The 15,919-nt window shown below is 73.4% G+C and carries 12 protein-coding genes; 5 read left to right on the top strand and 7 right to left on the bottom strand.

Annotated features, from left to right (window positions below; genetic code table 11):
* Positions 1 to 178: 178 nt before the first annotated feature.
* Together M5362_RS30025 and M5362_RS30020 are read right to left on the bottom strand one after the other, a co-directional pair.
* Positions 179 to 1,138, bottom strand: coding sequence for a hypothetical protein (locus M5362_RS30025; protein ID WP_260230971.1), 960 nt, complete (start codon positions 1,136 to 1,138; stop codon positions 179 to 181).
* Positions 1,135 to 5,004 (bottom strand): DNA polymerase III subunit alpha, encoded by a 3,870-nt coding sequence (locus tag M5362_RS30020; RefSeq protein WP_260230970.1) that lies wholly within the window; start codon positions 5,002 to 5,004, stop codon positions 1,135 to 1,137. Before M5362_RS30020 ends, M5362_RS30025 begins: the two co-directional genes overlap by 4 nt.
* A gap of 150 nt (positions 5,005 to 5,154) precedes the next feature.
* On the opposite strand from M5362_RS30020, the gene M5362_RS30015 reads away from it, so the two are divergent.
* The 4 genes from M5362_RS30015 to M5362_RS30000 all read left to right on the top strand — a co-directional run bounded on the left by M5362_RS30015 (position 5,155) and on the right by M5362_RS30000 (position 8,733).
* The gene (locus M5362_RS30015; RefSeq protein WP_260230969.1) at positions 5,155 to 6,201 is read left to right on the top strand and encodes an ABC transporter permease; all 1,047 of its coding nucleotides are present in this window, start codon (positions 5,155 to 5,157) and stop codon (positions 6,199 to 6,201) included.
* Between the two features lie 105 nt (positions 6,202 to 6,306).
* Entirely contained in the window at positions 6,307 to 7,284 is a 978-nt protein-coding gene (locus M5362_RS30010) for a GNAT family N-acetyltransferase (RefSeq protein ID WP_260230968.1), read from the top strand.
* 45 nt (positions 7,285 to 7,329) lie between these two features.
* Positions 7,330 to 7,764 (top strand): VOC family protein, encoded by a 435-nt coding sequence (locus M5362_RS30005; RefSeq protein WP_260230967.1) that lies wholly within the window; start codon positions 7,330 to 7,332, stop codon positions 7,762 to 7,764.
* Positions 7,765 to 7,851: 87 nt separating this feature from the next.
* Positions 7,852 to 8,733, top strand: coding sequence for an alpha/beta fold hydrolase (locus M5362_RS30000; protein WP_260230966.1), 882 nt, complete (start codon positions 7,852 to 7,854; stop codon positions 8,731 to 8,733).
* Here M5362_RS30000 and M5362_RS29995 read toward each other — a convergent pair.
* From M5362_RS29995 to M5362_RS29975, 5 genes are all read right to left on the bottom strand, one after another.
* Positions 8,712 to 9,419 carry a hypothetical protein gene (locus M5362_RS29995; RefSeq protein ID WP_260230965.1) on the bottom strand — a complete coding sequence of 236 codons (708 nt, stop codon included), beginning with the start codon at positions 9,417 to 9,419 and terminating at the stop codon, positions 8,712 to 8,714. The two genes, M5362_RS30000 and M5362_RS29995, sit on opposite strands and share 22 nt — an antisense overlap.
* Positions 9,420 to 9,569: 150 nt before the next feature.
* On the bottom strand, positions 9,570 to 10,460 hold the full coding sequence (locus tag M5362_RS29990; RefSeq protein WP_260230963.1) for a S1 family peptidase: 891 nt from the start codon (positions 10,458 to 10,460) through the stop codon (positions 9,570 to 9,572).
* 301 nt (positions 10,461 to 10,761) lie between these two features.
* Positions 10,762 to 11,550 (bottom strand): DUF1684 domain-containing protein, encoded by a 789-nt coding sequence (locus tag M5362_RS29985; protein ID WP_260230962.1) that lies wholly within the window; start codon positions 11,548 to 11,550, stop codon positions 10,762 to 10,764.
* 98 nt (positions 11,551 to 11,648) lie between these two features.
* Positions 11,649 to 13,466, bottom strand: a complete 1,818-nt coding sequence (locus tag M5362_RS29980; protein WP_260230961.1) for an FAD/NAD(P)-binding domain-containing protein — start codon at positions 13,464 to 13,466, stop codon at positions 11,649 to 11,651.
* Between the two features lie 360 nt (positions 13,467 to 13,826).
* The gene (locus M5362_RS29975) at positions 13,827 to 15,137 is read right to left on the bottom strand and encodes a DUF5685 family protein (RefSeq protein WP_260230960.1); all 1,311 of its coding nucleotides are present in this window, start codon (positions 15,135 to 15,137) and stop codon (positions 13,827 to 13,829) included.
* Between the two features lie 322 nt (positions 15,138 to 15,459).
* Here M5362_RS29975 and M5362_RS29970 point away from each other — a divergent pair, with 322 nt between their 5' ends.
* The gene (locus M5362_RS29970; RefSeq protein ID WP_260230959.1) at positions 15,460 to 15,894 is read left to right on the top strand and encodes a cell division protein SepF; all 435 of its coding nucleotides are present in this window, start codon (positions 15,460 to 15,462) and stop codon (positions 15,892 to 15,894) included.
* Positions 15,895 to 15,919 lie beyond the last annotated feature (25 nt).

The following is a 15,919-nucleotide window of genomic DNA, read 5'->3' as shown; positions in this document are numbered from 1 at the left end:
AAGGACGACGGTGAAGAACGGCAGTACGCCCTGCGGCCCGGACCACAAGTGGGGATGCTCTGCTTCTAGCCAAGCTACGCACGGGTAGCCTCGACTGGGAAGTTACGCGTCGGTAAAAAGTGACTTCTCGTCAGCAAGGTCGTCAGTAAGGAGTAACGCCCGACGTCAGCCGCCGACGTCAGGCCGCCAGGGAGCCCGGCACGATCGCCCGGGGCCCGAACTTCGCCCGCGCCCGGTCCGCCACCGCCTCGAGCCGCCGGGCCTTCTCGTCCGCCGGGTCGAAGGTCAGCTGGTGCGCGGCCCCCTCCGCCGGCCCGAGCCCCTCCGCGCGCAGCGCGATCCCCCGCACCCGGGCCCGCTGGAGCCCGAAGGAGCCGTGGATCGTGTACGCGAGGGCGGCCAGCGCCGTCGAGTGCGCGGTCGGCTCGGGCAGCGTGCGCGTACGGGTGGTGGTGGACCGGTCCGCGTACCGCACGGTCACCGTCAGGGAGCGGCAGACCTGCCGCTCCGACCGCATCCGCACGCCCAGCTCCTCGGTGAGCGAGAGCAGCGCCCTGCGCTGGACCGACGGGTCCAGCTCGTCGCGGGGGAAGGAGCGTTCGGCCGCGAGCGACCGGGAGGCCGCGTTCGGTACGACCGCGGTCCGGTCGATCCCCCGGGCGCGCTCCGCGAGTTCGCGTCCGGCCTTCGCGCCGACGAGCCGCTGGAGCACGGCGAGCGGCGCGTCCGCGACCCGCCCGATGGAGTCGAGTCCGTACGAGCAGAGGGTACGGGCGGTGGTGCGGCCGACCCCGTCGAGCGCGGCGACCGGGCGGTCCCGCAGGAAGGCGGCCGGGTCCTCGACGGCCAGGGTGAGGCCGGGGCGGGCCGCGCGGGCCGCCATCCGGGCCAGCATCGGGTTCGGCCCGACCCCGATGACGCAGTCGACGCCGTACAGGGCGATCGCCCTGACCCGGATCACCGAGGCGAGTTCCGTCGGGGTCCAGCCGAAGTAGCGCAGCGCGCCGCGGACGTCGGCGAGCAGGGTGTCGGGCGGGCAGGCCTCGACGACCGGGGTGAACTCACCGACCAGCGCGACCAGTCGGGGAAGCATCGCCTCCCCGAGGGCTTCGAGCCGGAACCGTACGCAGAGGATCATCCCGCGCTCCCCGGGCTCTGGTGCCACAGCTTCCTTCCGCCCGCGGCCCCTTCGCCGGCCGGCTTCAGATCCGCCCAGGGGTTCATCTCGTATCCGGTCTCCATCGTGATCCGGCGGCCGTTGTCGGTTCCGCCCGTGCGTTCGGGCTGTTCGGGCTGTTCGGCGAGCCGCTCCGCCACCGCTTCCAGACCGCCGGAGGCGCGCACCTCCACCAGTTCGGCGAGGTTCCAGGCCGCGGCCCCGACCACGCTGAGACTGCGCGGGCCGCGCCGCTGCACCACACCCCGGACGAGCAGCAGCCAGGAGTGGAAGACGGTGTGCGCGCAGGCCTCGTGGGAGTCGTCGAAGAAGGCGAGGTCGACCAGGCCGGTGCCGTCGTCGAGCGTGGAGAAGATGACCCGCTTGCCGGAGCGGATCGGCGGGGTCTGGGTGGCCGCCTTGGCGCCCGCGACCAGGACCGTCTCTCCGTGCCGGGCCTCGCGCAGCCGCTGGGCGGAGACCACGCCGAGTTCGCGCAGGAAGGCATGGTGGTCGGCCATCAGGTGGCGCGAGGCGTCCATCCCGAGGACCCCGAGCTCGGCGCTGAGACGCTCCGACTCGTCGAGGTCGGGAAGGCCGATGGGGGCGGTCTTCCGGCCCTGCGCGAGCGGGAGTTGACCGCCGTAGGAGGCGGCTCCGCGCTGGGTGCGGTGGAGCTCGGTCAGATGCAGGAGGAGATCACGGCGGTTGGCGCCGAAGGCGTCCAACGCGCCGACCTGGGCGAGCCGCTCGGCCACCGGTTTGCGGGGGCGGGCGCGCTCCCAGAAGTCGAGCAGGGAGGCGTACGGCTGTCCGGTCTCGATCCGCGCGCCCTCCGCCTCGCTGATGCCGTGGACGTCGGAGAGGGCGAGCCGCAGGCCCCATCGCTCCGGCGTACCGGACACCAGTTCGATTCGATGGGCGACCGCGGACCTGTTCACATCCAGCGGCAGCACCGGGACCCCGCGCCGCCGGGCGTCCGCGAGCAGCAGCCGCTTCGGGTACATCCCCGGGTCGTGGGTGAGCAGCCCGGCGTAGAAGGCCGCCGGGTGGTGCGCCTTGAGCCAGGCGGACTGGTACGTGGGTACGGCGAAGGCGACCGCGTGCGCCTTGCAGAAGCCGTACGAGCCGAAGGCCTCCACGATCTCCCAGGTGCGGGCGACGACTTCGGGACCGTACCCGCGCTCCTCCGCCCGCTGCGCGAACCAGACCTTGATCCGGCCCTGCGACTCGGGGTGCGAGAGCCCGCGCCGCGCCTGGTCGGCCTCGCCCCGGCCGCAGCCGGTCATGATCCGCACGATCTCGATGATCTGCTCGTGGAAGACGACGACGCCGTACGTCTCCTTCAGCGGGCCCTCCAGGTCGGGGTGCGGGTAGCGGACGGGCGCCCGACCGTGGCGGGCCTCGATGAACGGGCGGACCATGTCGGCGGCAACCGGCCCCGGCCGGAAGAGCGAGATGTCGACGACGAGGTCGTGGAAGGTGCTGGGCTGGAGCCGGCCGACCAGATCACGCTGACCGGGCGATTCGATCTGGAAGCAGCCGAGCGTCTCGGTGGACTGGATGAGCCGGTACGTCGCGGGGTCGGCGGGCGGGAGCGCGTCGATGTCCGGCCGGGCGCCGGTGGCCCGCTCCACCTCGGCGACGGCGTGCGCCATGGCGGACTGCATCCGCACGCCGAGGACGTCGAGCTTGAGCAGCCCGAGGTCCTCCACGTCCTCCTTGTCGAACTGGGACATGGGGAACCCCTCGCCGCTGGTGGGCACGACGGGGGTACGGGTGAGCAGCGAGGCGTCCGAGAGCAGCACCCCGCACGGGTGCATGGCGATCCCCCGGGGCAGGCCGTCGAGGGCCTCGACGAGCTCCCAGAGCCTTCCGAACCTCTCCTTCTCCCTCGCCAGTTCGCGCAGTTCGGGCAGTTCGTCGAGGGCGGCGCGGGCGTCCCGGGCACGGATGTGCGGGAAGGCCTTGGCGATCCGGTCGATCTCGGCCGGGTCCATGGACAGGGCGGCGCCCACGTCCCGTACCGCGTGGCGGACGCGGTAGGTCTCGGGCATGGCGACGGTGGCGACCCGCTCGGTGCCGAAGCGGCCGATGATCGCGCGGTAGACCTCCAGGCGGCGGGCGGACTCCACGTCGATGTCGATGTCGGGGAGCGCGGTGCGGTTCTTGGAGAGGAAGCGCTCCATGAGCAGGCCGTGCTCGACGGGGTCGGCGTGGGCGATGCCGAGGAGGTGGTTGACGAGGGAGCCGGCGCCGGAGCCGCGGGCGGCGACCCTGACCCCCATCCTCTTCACGTCGTCGACGACCTGGGAAACCGTCAGGAAGTAGGTGGCGAAGTGGTGGTGGGCGATGATGTCGAGCTCGCGGTGCATCCGGTCCCAGTAGTCGCGGCGCCGCTCGTACCCGCGCAGCACCATGCCGGCGGCGGCCCGGGAGGCCAGCACCCGCTGGGCGGTGCGGCGCTCGGCGCCGACCAGGTACGGCTCGGGGAAGTGGGCGGAGCCCATGCCGAGGTCGTCCTGGGGGTCGACCAGGCAGTCGGCGGCGACCGCCTGGGTCTGGTCGATCAGCCGGTGCGCGGCGTCCCGGCGGAAGCCCGCGGCCTCGACGATCCGCTCGGCGCCGGCCAGCATGTCGCCGCCGCCCTTGAGCCAGGCCTCGCCGCTGTCGAGCCCCTTGCGGGGGTCGACGGGCACGAGCCGGCGGGCGGAGTCGAGCACGTCGGCGACAGGGCCCTGACCGGGGTCGGCGTAGCGGACGGCGTTGCCGAGGACGGGGCGGACGCCGTGCTCGGCGGCGAAGCCGACGGTACGGGCGGCGAGCCGCAGCGAGCCGGGCCCGGTGCCGGGGCGGCCGTGGTGGACGGCCTCCAGCCGGAGGGCGTCGCCGTACCGCTCGCGCCAGGGCGCGAGGAGCCGGGCGGCCCGGTCGGGGCGCCCGGCGGCGAGCGCCTGCCCGACGTCGGAGGCGGGGCCGAGCAGGACGACGAGGTCGTCGCCGTGGTTGTCGTCCCAGGGCAGCAGGGGCCCGCCCGCGGCCTGGGCGTGCGCGGCGCTGACCATCCGGCAGATCGCGGCCCAGCCGGTACGGGAACGGGCGAGGAGGACGACCCGGGCGGCGGACTCGTCGACGAAGGCCCCGCCCCGGACGGGGACCCGCCTCGCGGCCCCCTCACCCCGCCCGGGCCACCCGCCACCCGCGCCTCCCGAGGGCACGACGAGCCGGGAACCGCCCGCACGGGACCGCCCGGCGGCCGCGCCCCCGGAGACGGCCGGGAGCTCGGCACCCGTACGGGAGCGGCCGGCACCGAACCCGGCCGACGGCACGGCACCCGTACGAAGCGAGTCGGTGCCGCCCGCCCCCGTACGGGAGTGAACGGCACCGGAGCCGGCGGGACCCGCCGCCGGTGGCGCCGCCCCCGTACCGACACCGCACCCGCCCCCGGACGCGCCATCCGCACCACGCCCCGCCCCAGACGCCTCACCCGCATCCGCACCACCCCCGGCGGCACCAGCGGCACCGGCGCCCCCCGCACCCGCCGCGCGCTCGGTCACTCCCCGTCCGAAACCGTTCACGGCGTACACGCGTACGCCGGCGCCGCCGCCCGCCCCCGCCTCAGCCGAGGCGGGCGGGGCGACCGCCAGGTTCACGCCGAAGAGCGGGCGCACGCCCGCCGCCTCGCAGGCCTTCGCGAAGCGGATCACGCCCGCGACCGTGTCGCGGTCCGTGAGGGCGAGCGCGTCCATCCCCCGCTCAGCCGCGCGCTCCGCGAGCCGTTCGGGGTGGGAGGCGCCGTACCGCAGGGAGAAGCCCGACGCGGTGTGCAGATGCGTGAACCCCGGCATGCACACCTCCCACATCGATTCGTATGTATGTTCCCACCCCCCTCTTCTTCACCATAGACCATTTCGAACGTCCGTACGATACGCCGCGTACCTCATCCGTTCGGCCCCATCCCACCTGCGCAAACGCCCCCCTCCCCGGAGCGTGGGGGCATGAGCCTCGTCGATGAACTGAAGAGTGCCGTCACCCCCCGGGCCGCCCTGCTCGTCGTCGGCGTGCTCGCCCTCCAGCTGCTGTTCATCGCCTCGTACGTCGGGGCGCTCCACGACCCCGAGCCGAAGGACGTCCCCTTCGGCGTGGTCGCACCCCCGCAGGTCTCCGCCCAGCTCGTCGGGCAGCTGGAGAAGCTCCCCGGCGAGCCGCTCGACCCCCGGAGCGTCACGGACGAGGCCGAGGCCCGGCAGCAGATCCTGAACCGGGACATCGACGGCGCCCTCCTGGTGAACCCGGCCAGGACCACCGACACCCTGCTCGTCGCCTCCGGCGGCGGCACCGTGCTCTCCTCCTCCCTGGAGGCGCTCTTCACCAGGATCGAGGGCGCCAACCAGCGCACCGTCAGGACCGTCGACGTCGCCCCCGCCTCCCCGCAGGACTTCGACGGCCTCTCCGCCTTCTACCTGGTCGTCGGCTGGTGCGTCGGCGGCTACATCTGCGCCGCGATCCTCGCCATCAGCGCGGGCTCCCGCCCCGCCAACCGGGAGCGCGCGATCATCCGGCTCGGGGTCCTCGCGGTCTACGCGATCCTGGGCGGCCTCGGCGGCGCGGTCATCGTCGGACCGATCCTGGGCGCTCTGCCGGGCAGCGTCGTGGCCCTGTGGGGGCTGGGCGCCCTGGTCGTCTTCGCGGTCGGCGCCACCACGCTCGCCCTACAGGCGCTCTTCGGCATCGTCGGCATCGGCCTGGCGATCCTGCTGGTCGTGATCGCGGGCAACCCGAGCGCCGGCGGCGCGTTCCCGCTGCCGATGCTGCCGCCCTTCTGGAAGGCGATCGGCCCGGGCCTCCCCCCGGGCGCCGGCACCTGGGTCGCGCGCTCGATCGCGTACTTCAAGGGGAACGACGTCACCTTCTCGCTCCTGGTGCTCGCGGCCTGGGCGGTCGTCGGGAGCGCGATCACCCTGGTGATGTCCTCCCTGAAGCGCAAGCCCGGCACCGAGCCGATCGCCGAGGAACTCGGCGCCGCGGGCGGCGCCGCCGCGTGACCGCCGTCGGCGGGCGGGACGGACCGAAAACCTCTGGTCCGCCGGCCGGCGGGCCGTTACCTTCACGGGGCACCGCCGGCCGTCCCCGAACCGACAAGGCTCTCCGTGACATTCGTCCGCCCCGCCCGCCCCGACGAACTTCCCGCCCTGGTCGAACACCCCGCCGACCCCGAGCGCAACGCCGCCACCCGCGCGTACCTCGCCCAGCTCCTCGACAGCGGCTGCACCCGGCCCGAGTGGTGCCTGGTCGCCGAGGACGGCGACGGGCGGCTCACCGGCAGCGTGGCGCTGTGGACCATACCGGGGCACGCGGTCCCGCTCGCCGTGGTGCTGTTCGAGGCGCCGGAGGACTCGCCGGAGACCGGGTCCGCACTGCTCGACGCGGCGGCCGCCACGGCCCGGGAGCTGGGCGCGACGGAGCTCGGGCATGTCGTCGACTCCCCCGCCCAGGCCCCGCAGTTCCAGCGGAACCCCGAGCGCCGGGGCGAACTGCTGCGTGCGTCCGGGTACCAAGTGGTCCGCGACGGACGGCGGTTCAGCCTCCGGATCCCCGGTGAGGCGGGTGAGACGGGTGAGGCCGGCAGGGCCGACGGGGCCGGTGCGCTTCCCGCCGACGATCCCCGCCTGACGTTCCGCACCCTCGCCGAGCTCGGCCCCGAACCCTTCGTCGCCGTCCTCGCCGACCTGCTCGCGGACACCGCGGACGCCCGGCTCGCGGCAGACGTACGGCAGCACGGCGCGCGACGCGCGGCCGAGCTGCTCTTCGAGGAGACGGCCGAGCTGAAGCACCAGCCCGAGTGGTGGGAGCTCGGCTACGAGGCGGACGGCACCGTCGCCGTGATCAGCCTGCCCGCCGAGAACCCCAGCGTTCCGGTGATCGGTTTCGTCGGTGTCGCGCCCGCCCACCGCGGCAAGGGGTACGCCACGTCGGTCGTGATCCGGGGCACTCGGGTCCTGGTGGCCGCCGGCGCGACGGAGATCCGGGGGGACTGCGACGCCGCGAACGTCGCGATGGCCAGGGCCTTCGAGCGGGCCGGGTACGTGAACTTCGCCGACCGGCTGGAGTTCGCCCGCGCCCTCTGAGCCGTACGGAACTGGGCGGCAGAGTCCGCCTGTTAGGGTGCGCCGATGTCAGCGATCAAGAAGTTCCAAGTCACCTTTGACTGCGCAGAACCGGAGCGCCTCGCTCGTTTCTGGTGCGAGGTGTTGGGGTACGTCGTACCGCCTCCACCGGAGGGGTTCGCCACCTGGGACGATTTCAACCGGACCCTGCCTCCTGAGGAGCAGGACTCATGGTTCGCCTGCGGTGATCCCTCGGGCGAGGGCCCGCGCCTGTACTTCCAGCGCGTCCCCGAAGGCAAGAGCGCCAAGAACCGGGTGCATCTCGACGTCCGGGTCGGCACCGGGCTCGTGGGGGACGAGCGCCTCGCCACGCTCGAAGCCGAGTGCGCACGACTGGTCGCGCTCGGCGCCACCCACGTGCAGACGCTGTATGCCGACGAGGAGAACGAGTCGTGCATCCCCATGCTGGACATCGAGGGCAACGAGTTCTGCATCGACTGAGAATTCTCCAGGCCCGGGTCCAGTCCGGTGAACGGGCTGCCCAGGAATCAGCCGTTCCGGGGCAGCCGGCCCGTACGCTGTCCGGCCATGGAAAAGCATGTGCGCACCGATGACGGCCGCCTGCTGCTGGCCGAGGAATGGGGAAATCCCTCGGGCACCCCCGTACTGCTCCTGCACGGCACACCCGGCAGCCGGCTCGGGACCGCGCTGCCCGATCTCGCGTCACACCGCCCCGACCTGCGGTTCTTCGCCTACGACCGGCCGGGGTACGGAGGTTCGGACCGGCTCCCGGGGCGGCGGGTCGTCGACGCGGCCCGGGACGCGGCGGCCGTCGCCGACGCGCTGGGCGTCGAGCGGTTCGCCGTGGTCGGACGGTCCGGCGGGGCACCGCACGCGCTCGCCTGCGCCGCCCTGCTGCCCGACCGGGTCAGCGCCGCCGCGGCGCTGGTCGGCATCGCACCCCAGGACGCGGCGGGGCTCGACTGGTTCGCCGGCATGACGCCGTTCAACGTACGGGAGTACGGCCTGGCCGCCGCGTCACCCGAGCTGCTGGACGCGGACCTCGCCGCCCGGGCCGCGGTGATCCGGCAGGACCCCGAGCGCCTCGTGGAGGACCTGCGGGCCGAACTCTCCGACCACGACCTGCCGATCGTCTCCGACCCCGCCGTGCGGGCCACGCTCCTGCGCACCTACCGCGAAGGCCTCGGCGCCTCGCACCACGGCTGGACCGACGACTGCCTCGCCTTCACCCGGCCCTGGGGTTTCGACGTCTCCGCCGTCACCGTCCCCGTACTGCTCTGGCACGGCCTCGACGACGCCTTCTCGCCGCCCGCCCACACCCGCTGGCTGGCCGGGCGGATCCCCGGAGCCGCACTCGTCCTGGAGCCGGACGCCGGGCACTTCGCCGCCCAGTACGCGCTGCCGGACGTGCTCGCATGGCTGGGGGCTCAGGAGGACGGCGGCAGATAGCCGGTGGAGCGGGCGCCCTTGAGACAGTTCATGATCCGCTCATGGCTGTCGCCGACCGTGTCCACGACCCGCACACGCATGTAGAGGGCGTCGACCTCGTCGACAAAGCGGCGGGAGAATGCGCCCATCAGGACGGTCTCGTACGTCCCCGTGCCCACCAGCGGGAAGGAGCCGAACAGGGGGATCTGGAAGTCCTCGCCGACGACGAGACCGGCCGCGGTCAGGGTCGCCGCGACCCCGGGGACGTCGGTCCAGGGGGTCGACGCCTGGTCGGACTCCCCCGCCAGGACGACCCTGCACTCGTACCTCTCGATCACCGCCGGGTGCTGTCCGCCGTTGTAGACCCCGGAATGCCATTCGGCGTCGTTCCCGCGCAGGGCGCCCGTCGTCCAGTCGCTCCGCCAGCCCAGATAGGGCCGTACGGTACGGGCGTACTGGGCCCGCGCGAGGACGGCGGCCGCCGCGACCGCGAGCAGGCTGCCCAGCGGCTCCATGTCCAGGAGCTGCAGCCGCCACGGCCAGTCGGTCCTGGCCTGCTCCGTCATGTTGGCGCGGGCGATCTCCCAGCCGAGGATCACGGTGAGCAGGCAGAGCAGCACGATCGGGGCCGTGAAGAGCAGGGGGCTGCGCCGGACCCTGCGCTGGGCGTCGGAGCCGGGTATCGGCCCACCGGGCTGGTCGGTCACGCGCTCTCCCCCACCACGATTCCATGCGTCGGGCCCCGGCCGTGTCACGGCAGGGGCCCGACGCCCGCTCGGATCATGGTGCTACGGAGGCCGTGCCTCCGCCTAGGCCGCCCAGGCCGTCTCGGCCCGGGCCGGCGGCCGGAGCACCGCCTAGAAGACGCTGACCCCGTACGCGCTCAACGCCTCGGTGACCGGCTGGAAGAAGGTCGTGCCGCCCGAGGAGCAGTTGCCGCTGCCGCCGGAGGTGAGGCCGATGGCCCTGCTGCCGGAGTAGAGCGGGCCGCCGGAGTCGCCCGGCTCGGCGCACACGTTGGTGCGGATCATGCCGTAGACGACGTCACCGCCGCCGTAGTTGACGGTGGCGTTGAGGCCGGTCACGGAGCCGCTGTGGATGCCGGTGGTGGAGCCGCGACGGGTCACCGACATGCCGACCGTGGCGTTGGCGGCGCTGGTGATGTCCACGCTGCCGACCGTTCCGGACTTGGTGACGCTGCTGTTGGTGTACCGGACGATGCCGTAGTCGTTGGTCGGGAAGCTGGAGCCCGACGTGGAGCCGAGGACGGTCGTGCGGCCGGAGTTGGAGTACCAGGTGCCCGCGCCGTCGGTGCAGTGCCCGGCGGTCAGGAAGTAGTAGTTGCCCGCGCTGTCACGGACGTTGAAGCCCAGGGAGCAGCGCCAGCTGGAGGCGTAGACGGCGTCGCCGCCGGAGATCAGCTTGTTGAACTTCCCCGGGGTGCGCTCGATGCGGATCGCCCCGGCGTTGGCTCCGGCCTGGCGCTTGATCTCGGCTATCTCCGCCTTCGAGACGGTGGAGTCGGCGGTGACGACGAGGGTGTGGGTGGCCTGGTCGACGTGCCAGGCGGTACCGGCCACATCGGCGGTCAGGACGGCGTCGCCCGCGGCGGAGAGCTGCGACGCGCTGAAGGTCTGTGCGGTGTCGGCGCTCGCGGTGGGGATCGCGACGGCCGCCGCGGCCGCGAGGCCGGTGGCGACGGCGAGCAGACGGATGGATCTCGTGGGGGTGGTGCGCGTGGTCCTCACTTCTCGTTCCTCCAGAGGGGAATCGGGGGTCCGCCGTGGGGGGCCGGACCCGTGAGGCGCGGCCAGAGGCCGGCGCTGTGGGGGAGTCTCGGGCCGCCCGGGCGGACGCCGCAAGGGCGCCTTTCGGCCGTACGGCACTCAACTACCGCAGGGGGCAACGGTGTTACGAAGCGCATCCGCCGCAGCACCGGGCGGCCGGACCGTAGCCGCACGAAGGAGCGCCGTGGCCATACAAGGGGGCGCCGTGGCCCCACCGCCACCGACGCCCCTCGTTCCCCACCCGGTCCGCGGGAAGACCGGTTCAGCCCCGGACCAGTCGCCGCTCCCCCGCCGGCACAGCGGTGTCGAGGGTGTTCCCCGGCGGGGGGAACGGGCAGATGAAGTGGTCCGCGAACGCGCACGGCGGCAGCAGCGCACGGTTGAAGTCGACGGTCACCGAGCCGTCCGCCGCGGGCGCGGGCGGACGCAGGAAGCGGAACCGGTAGCTGTCACGGCCGCTGGTGGAATCGGCGAAGACCGCCCACAGCGTGCCGTCGTCCTCCACCGCGGCCTGGAGCGTGTGTTCGACGCCGCGCAGCCGGAAGGAGAGTTCGCCTGCGAGCCCGAGCCCTCGCTCCTTCCCGTCGGCGTTCTCGACCCGGACGCTCCGGGACTCCTCGTACGCCCGGAAGGTGCCGGGCCCCACCCAGCGCTCGTCGTACGGCGTGGCCTCGATGCCCTGGAAAGCACGGCGTGCCGCGGACTCGGGGTCGAAGTCCCGTACGGCCCAGAGCCCTTCGCGGCGCAGTACGACGAGCCGCCGTCCGGCCGACTCGGCGCGTGACTCGTGGATCGGAGGGTGATCGGCGCCCAGCCGGACGCTGCCGATCAGCGGCTTGCCGTCCACGGTGACGGCGTCCTCGGCGTCGGCCGTGAGAACCACCTCGTCGCCGTCGTCCAGCCACCGCCCGGGAACGGCCGGAATTCGACCCTCCGGGTAGTCGGAGAGCCAGTACGTGCCGGTGAGGGAGAGCGGACCGTACGACGAGGAGACCGCCGCCGTGCGCTGCTCGTGCCAGTGCTGCCAGTCCTGCTGGGGATCCGTGCTCATGGTGTTCAACCCTTCCATACGGGTTCGGGAAGCCCCGGACGCGACGCTCCTGGAGGAGCGCGGACGGCGGGGGCCGGACAGGGGCGGTGGGCGCGCGGTCAGGCGCTCAGCGGGGCATGACGGGACAGGTCGCGCAGGAAGGCCAGCGCGGTCCGCGCGGTCGCGTCGTTCTGCCGGAAGGAGAGGCCGTTGGTGCCGGGCCGCGTGAAGCCGCCGGCGCCGCGCGCGTCGGTGTGCGGTCCGAGCGCGAAGCGGCGCGGGTGCGGCACCCCCGCCCGGTCCAGGACGCGGCCGTCGGCGGGGTCGACGGCGAGGAGTCCCGCCGGGGTCGCGGCCGCGCCGTCGGCGTACAGCGTCCGCAGCAGCGGGTCCCGGCTGCCGACGACCGTGGGCTCGGGGAGCCGTGCCTCGACGAGGGCGCGGGCCTCGGTGACGTGCCCGGGGAGCGTGGAGCTCTGGGCCCGGAACTTCCCGCCCACGGCGGTGACCCGCAGATCCGCGCCGAGGAAGCGCACGACGCCCGCGCGGGAGAGCGGAAGCAGGTTCCTCAGCCGTGGGGCCGGCGGCCCGGACGCCAGGAAGCTGAAGAAGCCGTGCCACCAGGCCCCGATGTCGCCGAGCCGCGCCAGCTGTCCGTAGACGGAGATCAGGGCGTGGAAGACGGCGAGGTCGGGGCTGCGGGCCGGGTCGCCGCGGCGCGCCAGGTCGGCGGTGATGTGGCCGCGCAGGTGCTCCTGGAGGGCCTCGGGGTCGGTGTGGCGCACGCCGGTGAGGGGGCGGTCGAGCGCGGCGAGGTCGAGCCGGTCGGCCGGGTCGGGCACAGCGGCGGCGACGAGGGCGTCCAGCTCGGGCGCTCCGGGCGGGCAGGCGGCGTAGGCGCTGTCGAAGTCCGCCCACGGGATCCGGGTGCGCTCGGGATGCGCGGTGAAGAGGCGGTGGTAGTGGGCGAATCCGAGCTCCTTCCCGACCAGCGGCCAGACGTCCCGCCGGAAGTCGAAGCCGCCGGGCCGGGCGAGGAGTCCGTCGATCTCGTCCGGCCCCAGGTGGCGTGGGAGCGGGGGCCGTTCACCCTCCGGCGGATAGCCGATCTTCGCGTGGTACGGGACTCCGCGCCGCGATCCGACGTACAGGACGGGCTCGCGTCCGGACGGGACGTACTCCCCGTTCTCGTACCGGCCGCCGCGGCCCTCGGTGAGCAGCACCATGAGGTCGACGAAGGCGAGGCCGAAGCCGCGCACGAGCACGGGGGCGCCGGGCGCGAGCCGTGACAGGTCGCTGTCGGCGGTGAAGTCGGGCGGCAGGTGCACAAGCCCGTGGCGCTCGGCGTAGGCGGCCAACGCGGCCTGTTCGTCGTCGAGTTCCGCGTCCAGATGTCCTTGGGTGAGGATGACGAGGTCGGCGGTGAGCGGTGTGCCGACGCCTTCCAGCCAGACCGTCTGGCGGTCGGCGGGCGCTCCCGCGACGCGCAGCGCCCGGTGCGGGTGGTGGTGGACGGCGACGTCCCGCGGCATGGCGGCGACGGCCTTCTCGTACACCCAGCGCAGATAGCCGCTGTGCGTGCGGCGGCTGACGAAGGCCTGTCCGTCGCCGCCGGCCCACTCGTGCACGGTGGGGCCCGGGAGGGCGGGGCCCGCGATCTCGACGGTCTCGTCGGTGAACATCGTGACGTCCCGGGCCTGCGAGTTCATCCAGAGCAGTGGCGACTGGTCGTGGCGCCAGATGCGACCGCCGCCCGGCGGGTACGGGTCGACGAGATGGATGTCGAGGCCCGAACCGTCGTGCAGCTCGGGCGCGTTGGCGGCGATACGTTCCAGCACCCCGGTTCCGCGCGGCCCGGCGCCGACGATCACCAGCGAGCGTCTGGCCGGGGCGTCGGAGGGCCGCGTGAGCGGCGGGGGTTCGAGGGTCGTGGACATGCGAGGGCTCCGTGGATGCTTCGATCGAACACGGGGTGACCTTCACGCACGGCGAGCACGGTTCGGAGCCCCTCAGCTCCAACCGCCCTTCGAGGGTAGGCCGGTGGAGCCCTCGGGTGTCAAGCGTGTCCGAACGGTGAGCCGTACGTCTCACCGTGGTTGACGGACAAACGGATGCCTGTTCCACTTACGCCATGCACTCGCAGCTCTGGCTGGTCTCGCGCTCCCACATCGACCTCGGTCGCGTGTGGTCCTCTTCCTGTTGAGCCCGACCCCTGTGTTCCCGCTGCCCGCGCAGTCCCCGCGGCGCCTTCACGCGTAGCCGAGCTCAACTCCCCTCGTCCGACCTGCTGACGGGACTCAGCAGTCGCAACCGCAGCAGTCACACGGGCAGTCGCACCCGTCGGCGTCCCGGCAGGCACCCCTGCGCTTCTTCCGGGACCACGGACCCTCGTACTCCTTCGCACAACAGATCTGGCAGGTGCAGAACAGCCACGTAAACGCGGCGCACCCGGCCAGGAACCCGCGCGGCTTGGGCCGCTGCGGGCCCTCGCCACCGAACTGCGGCGGCATCCCACCCGGACCGCCAGGGCCACCGAAACCACCCGGGCCGCCGAATCCACCCGGACCACCCGGACCACCCGGCCCCGCGGGGCCGCCGGGGTGACCCGTCCCGCCTCCGTACGGGTTGCCGCCCCCGTTCCCGTACGGGTTGCCGCCGCCGTACGGGTTCCCACCGCCGTTCCCGTACGGGTTCCCACCGCCGTTCCCGTACGGGTTTCCGGGCACCGGCCCCGGCGTCCCGTGCGCGCAGGTCGTCGTGCCGAAGGCACGGTCCACCGAGGTCCGGAGCTCGTGGGCGAGCAGCATGTGCACCAGCCGGCCGTTCGCGAACTCGGCGTCCCGCAGCGCGAGGCGGATCCCGTGGAGCGCGTCGTCGGCGAGCCTGCGGGCCTCCGTGAGCGAGGTCCCGGTCGCGGCGAGCGGGTTCCAGGCGCCGGAGGCGGCGTCGGCCTCCCGGTCCTCCACGGCGTCCAGCAGATGGGCGAGCCGCCCGAAGAGCCGGCCGGCCTCCGCGAGCGGCTCGGCGTTCCCGGGCCGGCCGGCCAGCACGGCGGTGTGGGCGAAGGCTGCGGCGGTCGCGGTCTCGGTCGGCTCGGTCACGGCGAGGAGCGGTGTGCCGGGTCCGGCGAGCGTCTCGATCCCGGTCTGCCGGTCCACGGCGTCCACCAGGACGGCGGTGTCGAAGCCGAGCGCCCGCCCGGTGCGCGCGCCCGCCCGGTCCCAGGACCTGGCGACGCGGCGGGCGGCCGCGGCGACCGGCCTGCGGGCCAACAGCCCGTCCCGGTCGGCGACGTGGTCGCGCACCTTCGCCGAGGCCAGGACCAGGGACACGGCCGCGGCGAGGCGCGCTCCCTCGCCCTGGGCGACCGGCGCGGTCCTCATCTGGCGCAGCGGACAGGGACCGGCGGTACGCCGTCCGCCGTCGACCAGACCGGTCTGAGCCTCCGTCAGAACCGAGACGATGAGCCCGTCGTAGTTCGTGACCACCCGGGCGAACTGCCCGTGGTCCGCCCGGAGTGCGAGGCAGAGGCCGCAGAGATGAGCCATCCACTCGACCCTGAGGCTCTCGGTGAGCCGGTGCGTGCAGGGCCTGACTATTCCGAACAAGAGACTCCCCCGTGAGTCGTGCGGCACGTGCGCCGGCGGTGTGGCGGGCATCGTATCGAGCCGGCCCGTTCACCCGGACGCTCCGAGCGTCACCCTTCTGGCCCGACTTTCATATTTTAGTTGCACAGCCCCTGCGGAACCTCCGTCAGGCCCCGTATACCGCACCATTCCTGACGATTCGCCAGAAAGCGGCCCTCACGTTCTGCACCAGTACCGTCACGAAACACGAGCGCGCCGACTATCCACTTGGCGCGCGATCCGCATCATGGACGACGATAGGGACATGCGGAACCACAAGTGACCGCGCTGAAAGGAGGCGACCATGGGATCGGTGCGCAAGGCGAGTGCATGGCTGGGCCTCGTCGAGGACAACGACGAGCGTTACTACGACGACGAGTACGCCGAGACTGCCGAGAGCGGCGACGCCTGGGTGACGGACCCTCGGGTCCGGGTGGCGTCCGACACGGCGCAGGAGCAGGGCCGCCGGATCGCGACCGTCTCCCCGGACGGGTTCCGGGACGCCCGGGGCATCGGCGAGCTCTTCCGGGACGGCGTCCCGGTGATCGTGAACCTCACGTCCATGGAGCCCTCCGACGCCAAGCGCGTGGTCGACTTCGCCGCCGGCCTCGCCTTCGGTCTGCGCGGTTCGATCGAGCGGGTGGCGACGCGGGTCTTCCTGCTGACCCCCGCCGACACGCAGATCATCAGCGGAGACCCCTCGGGGCGTGCGCAGGACGGTTTCTTCAACCAGAGCTGAGCCGAGGGCACCTCCCAGCGGCGAC

It is taken from the genome of Streptomyces sp. Je 1-79, assembly GCF_025195125.1.
Lineage (GTDB): Bacteria > Actinomycetota > Actinomycetes > Streptomycetales > Streptomycetaceae > Streptomyces.
This window is presented reverse-complemented; position numbering and strand designations above follow the sequence as displayed.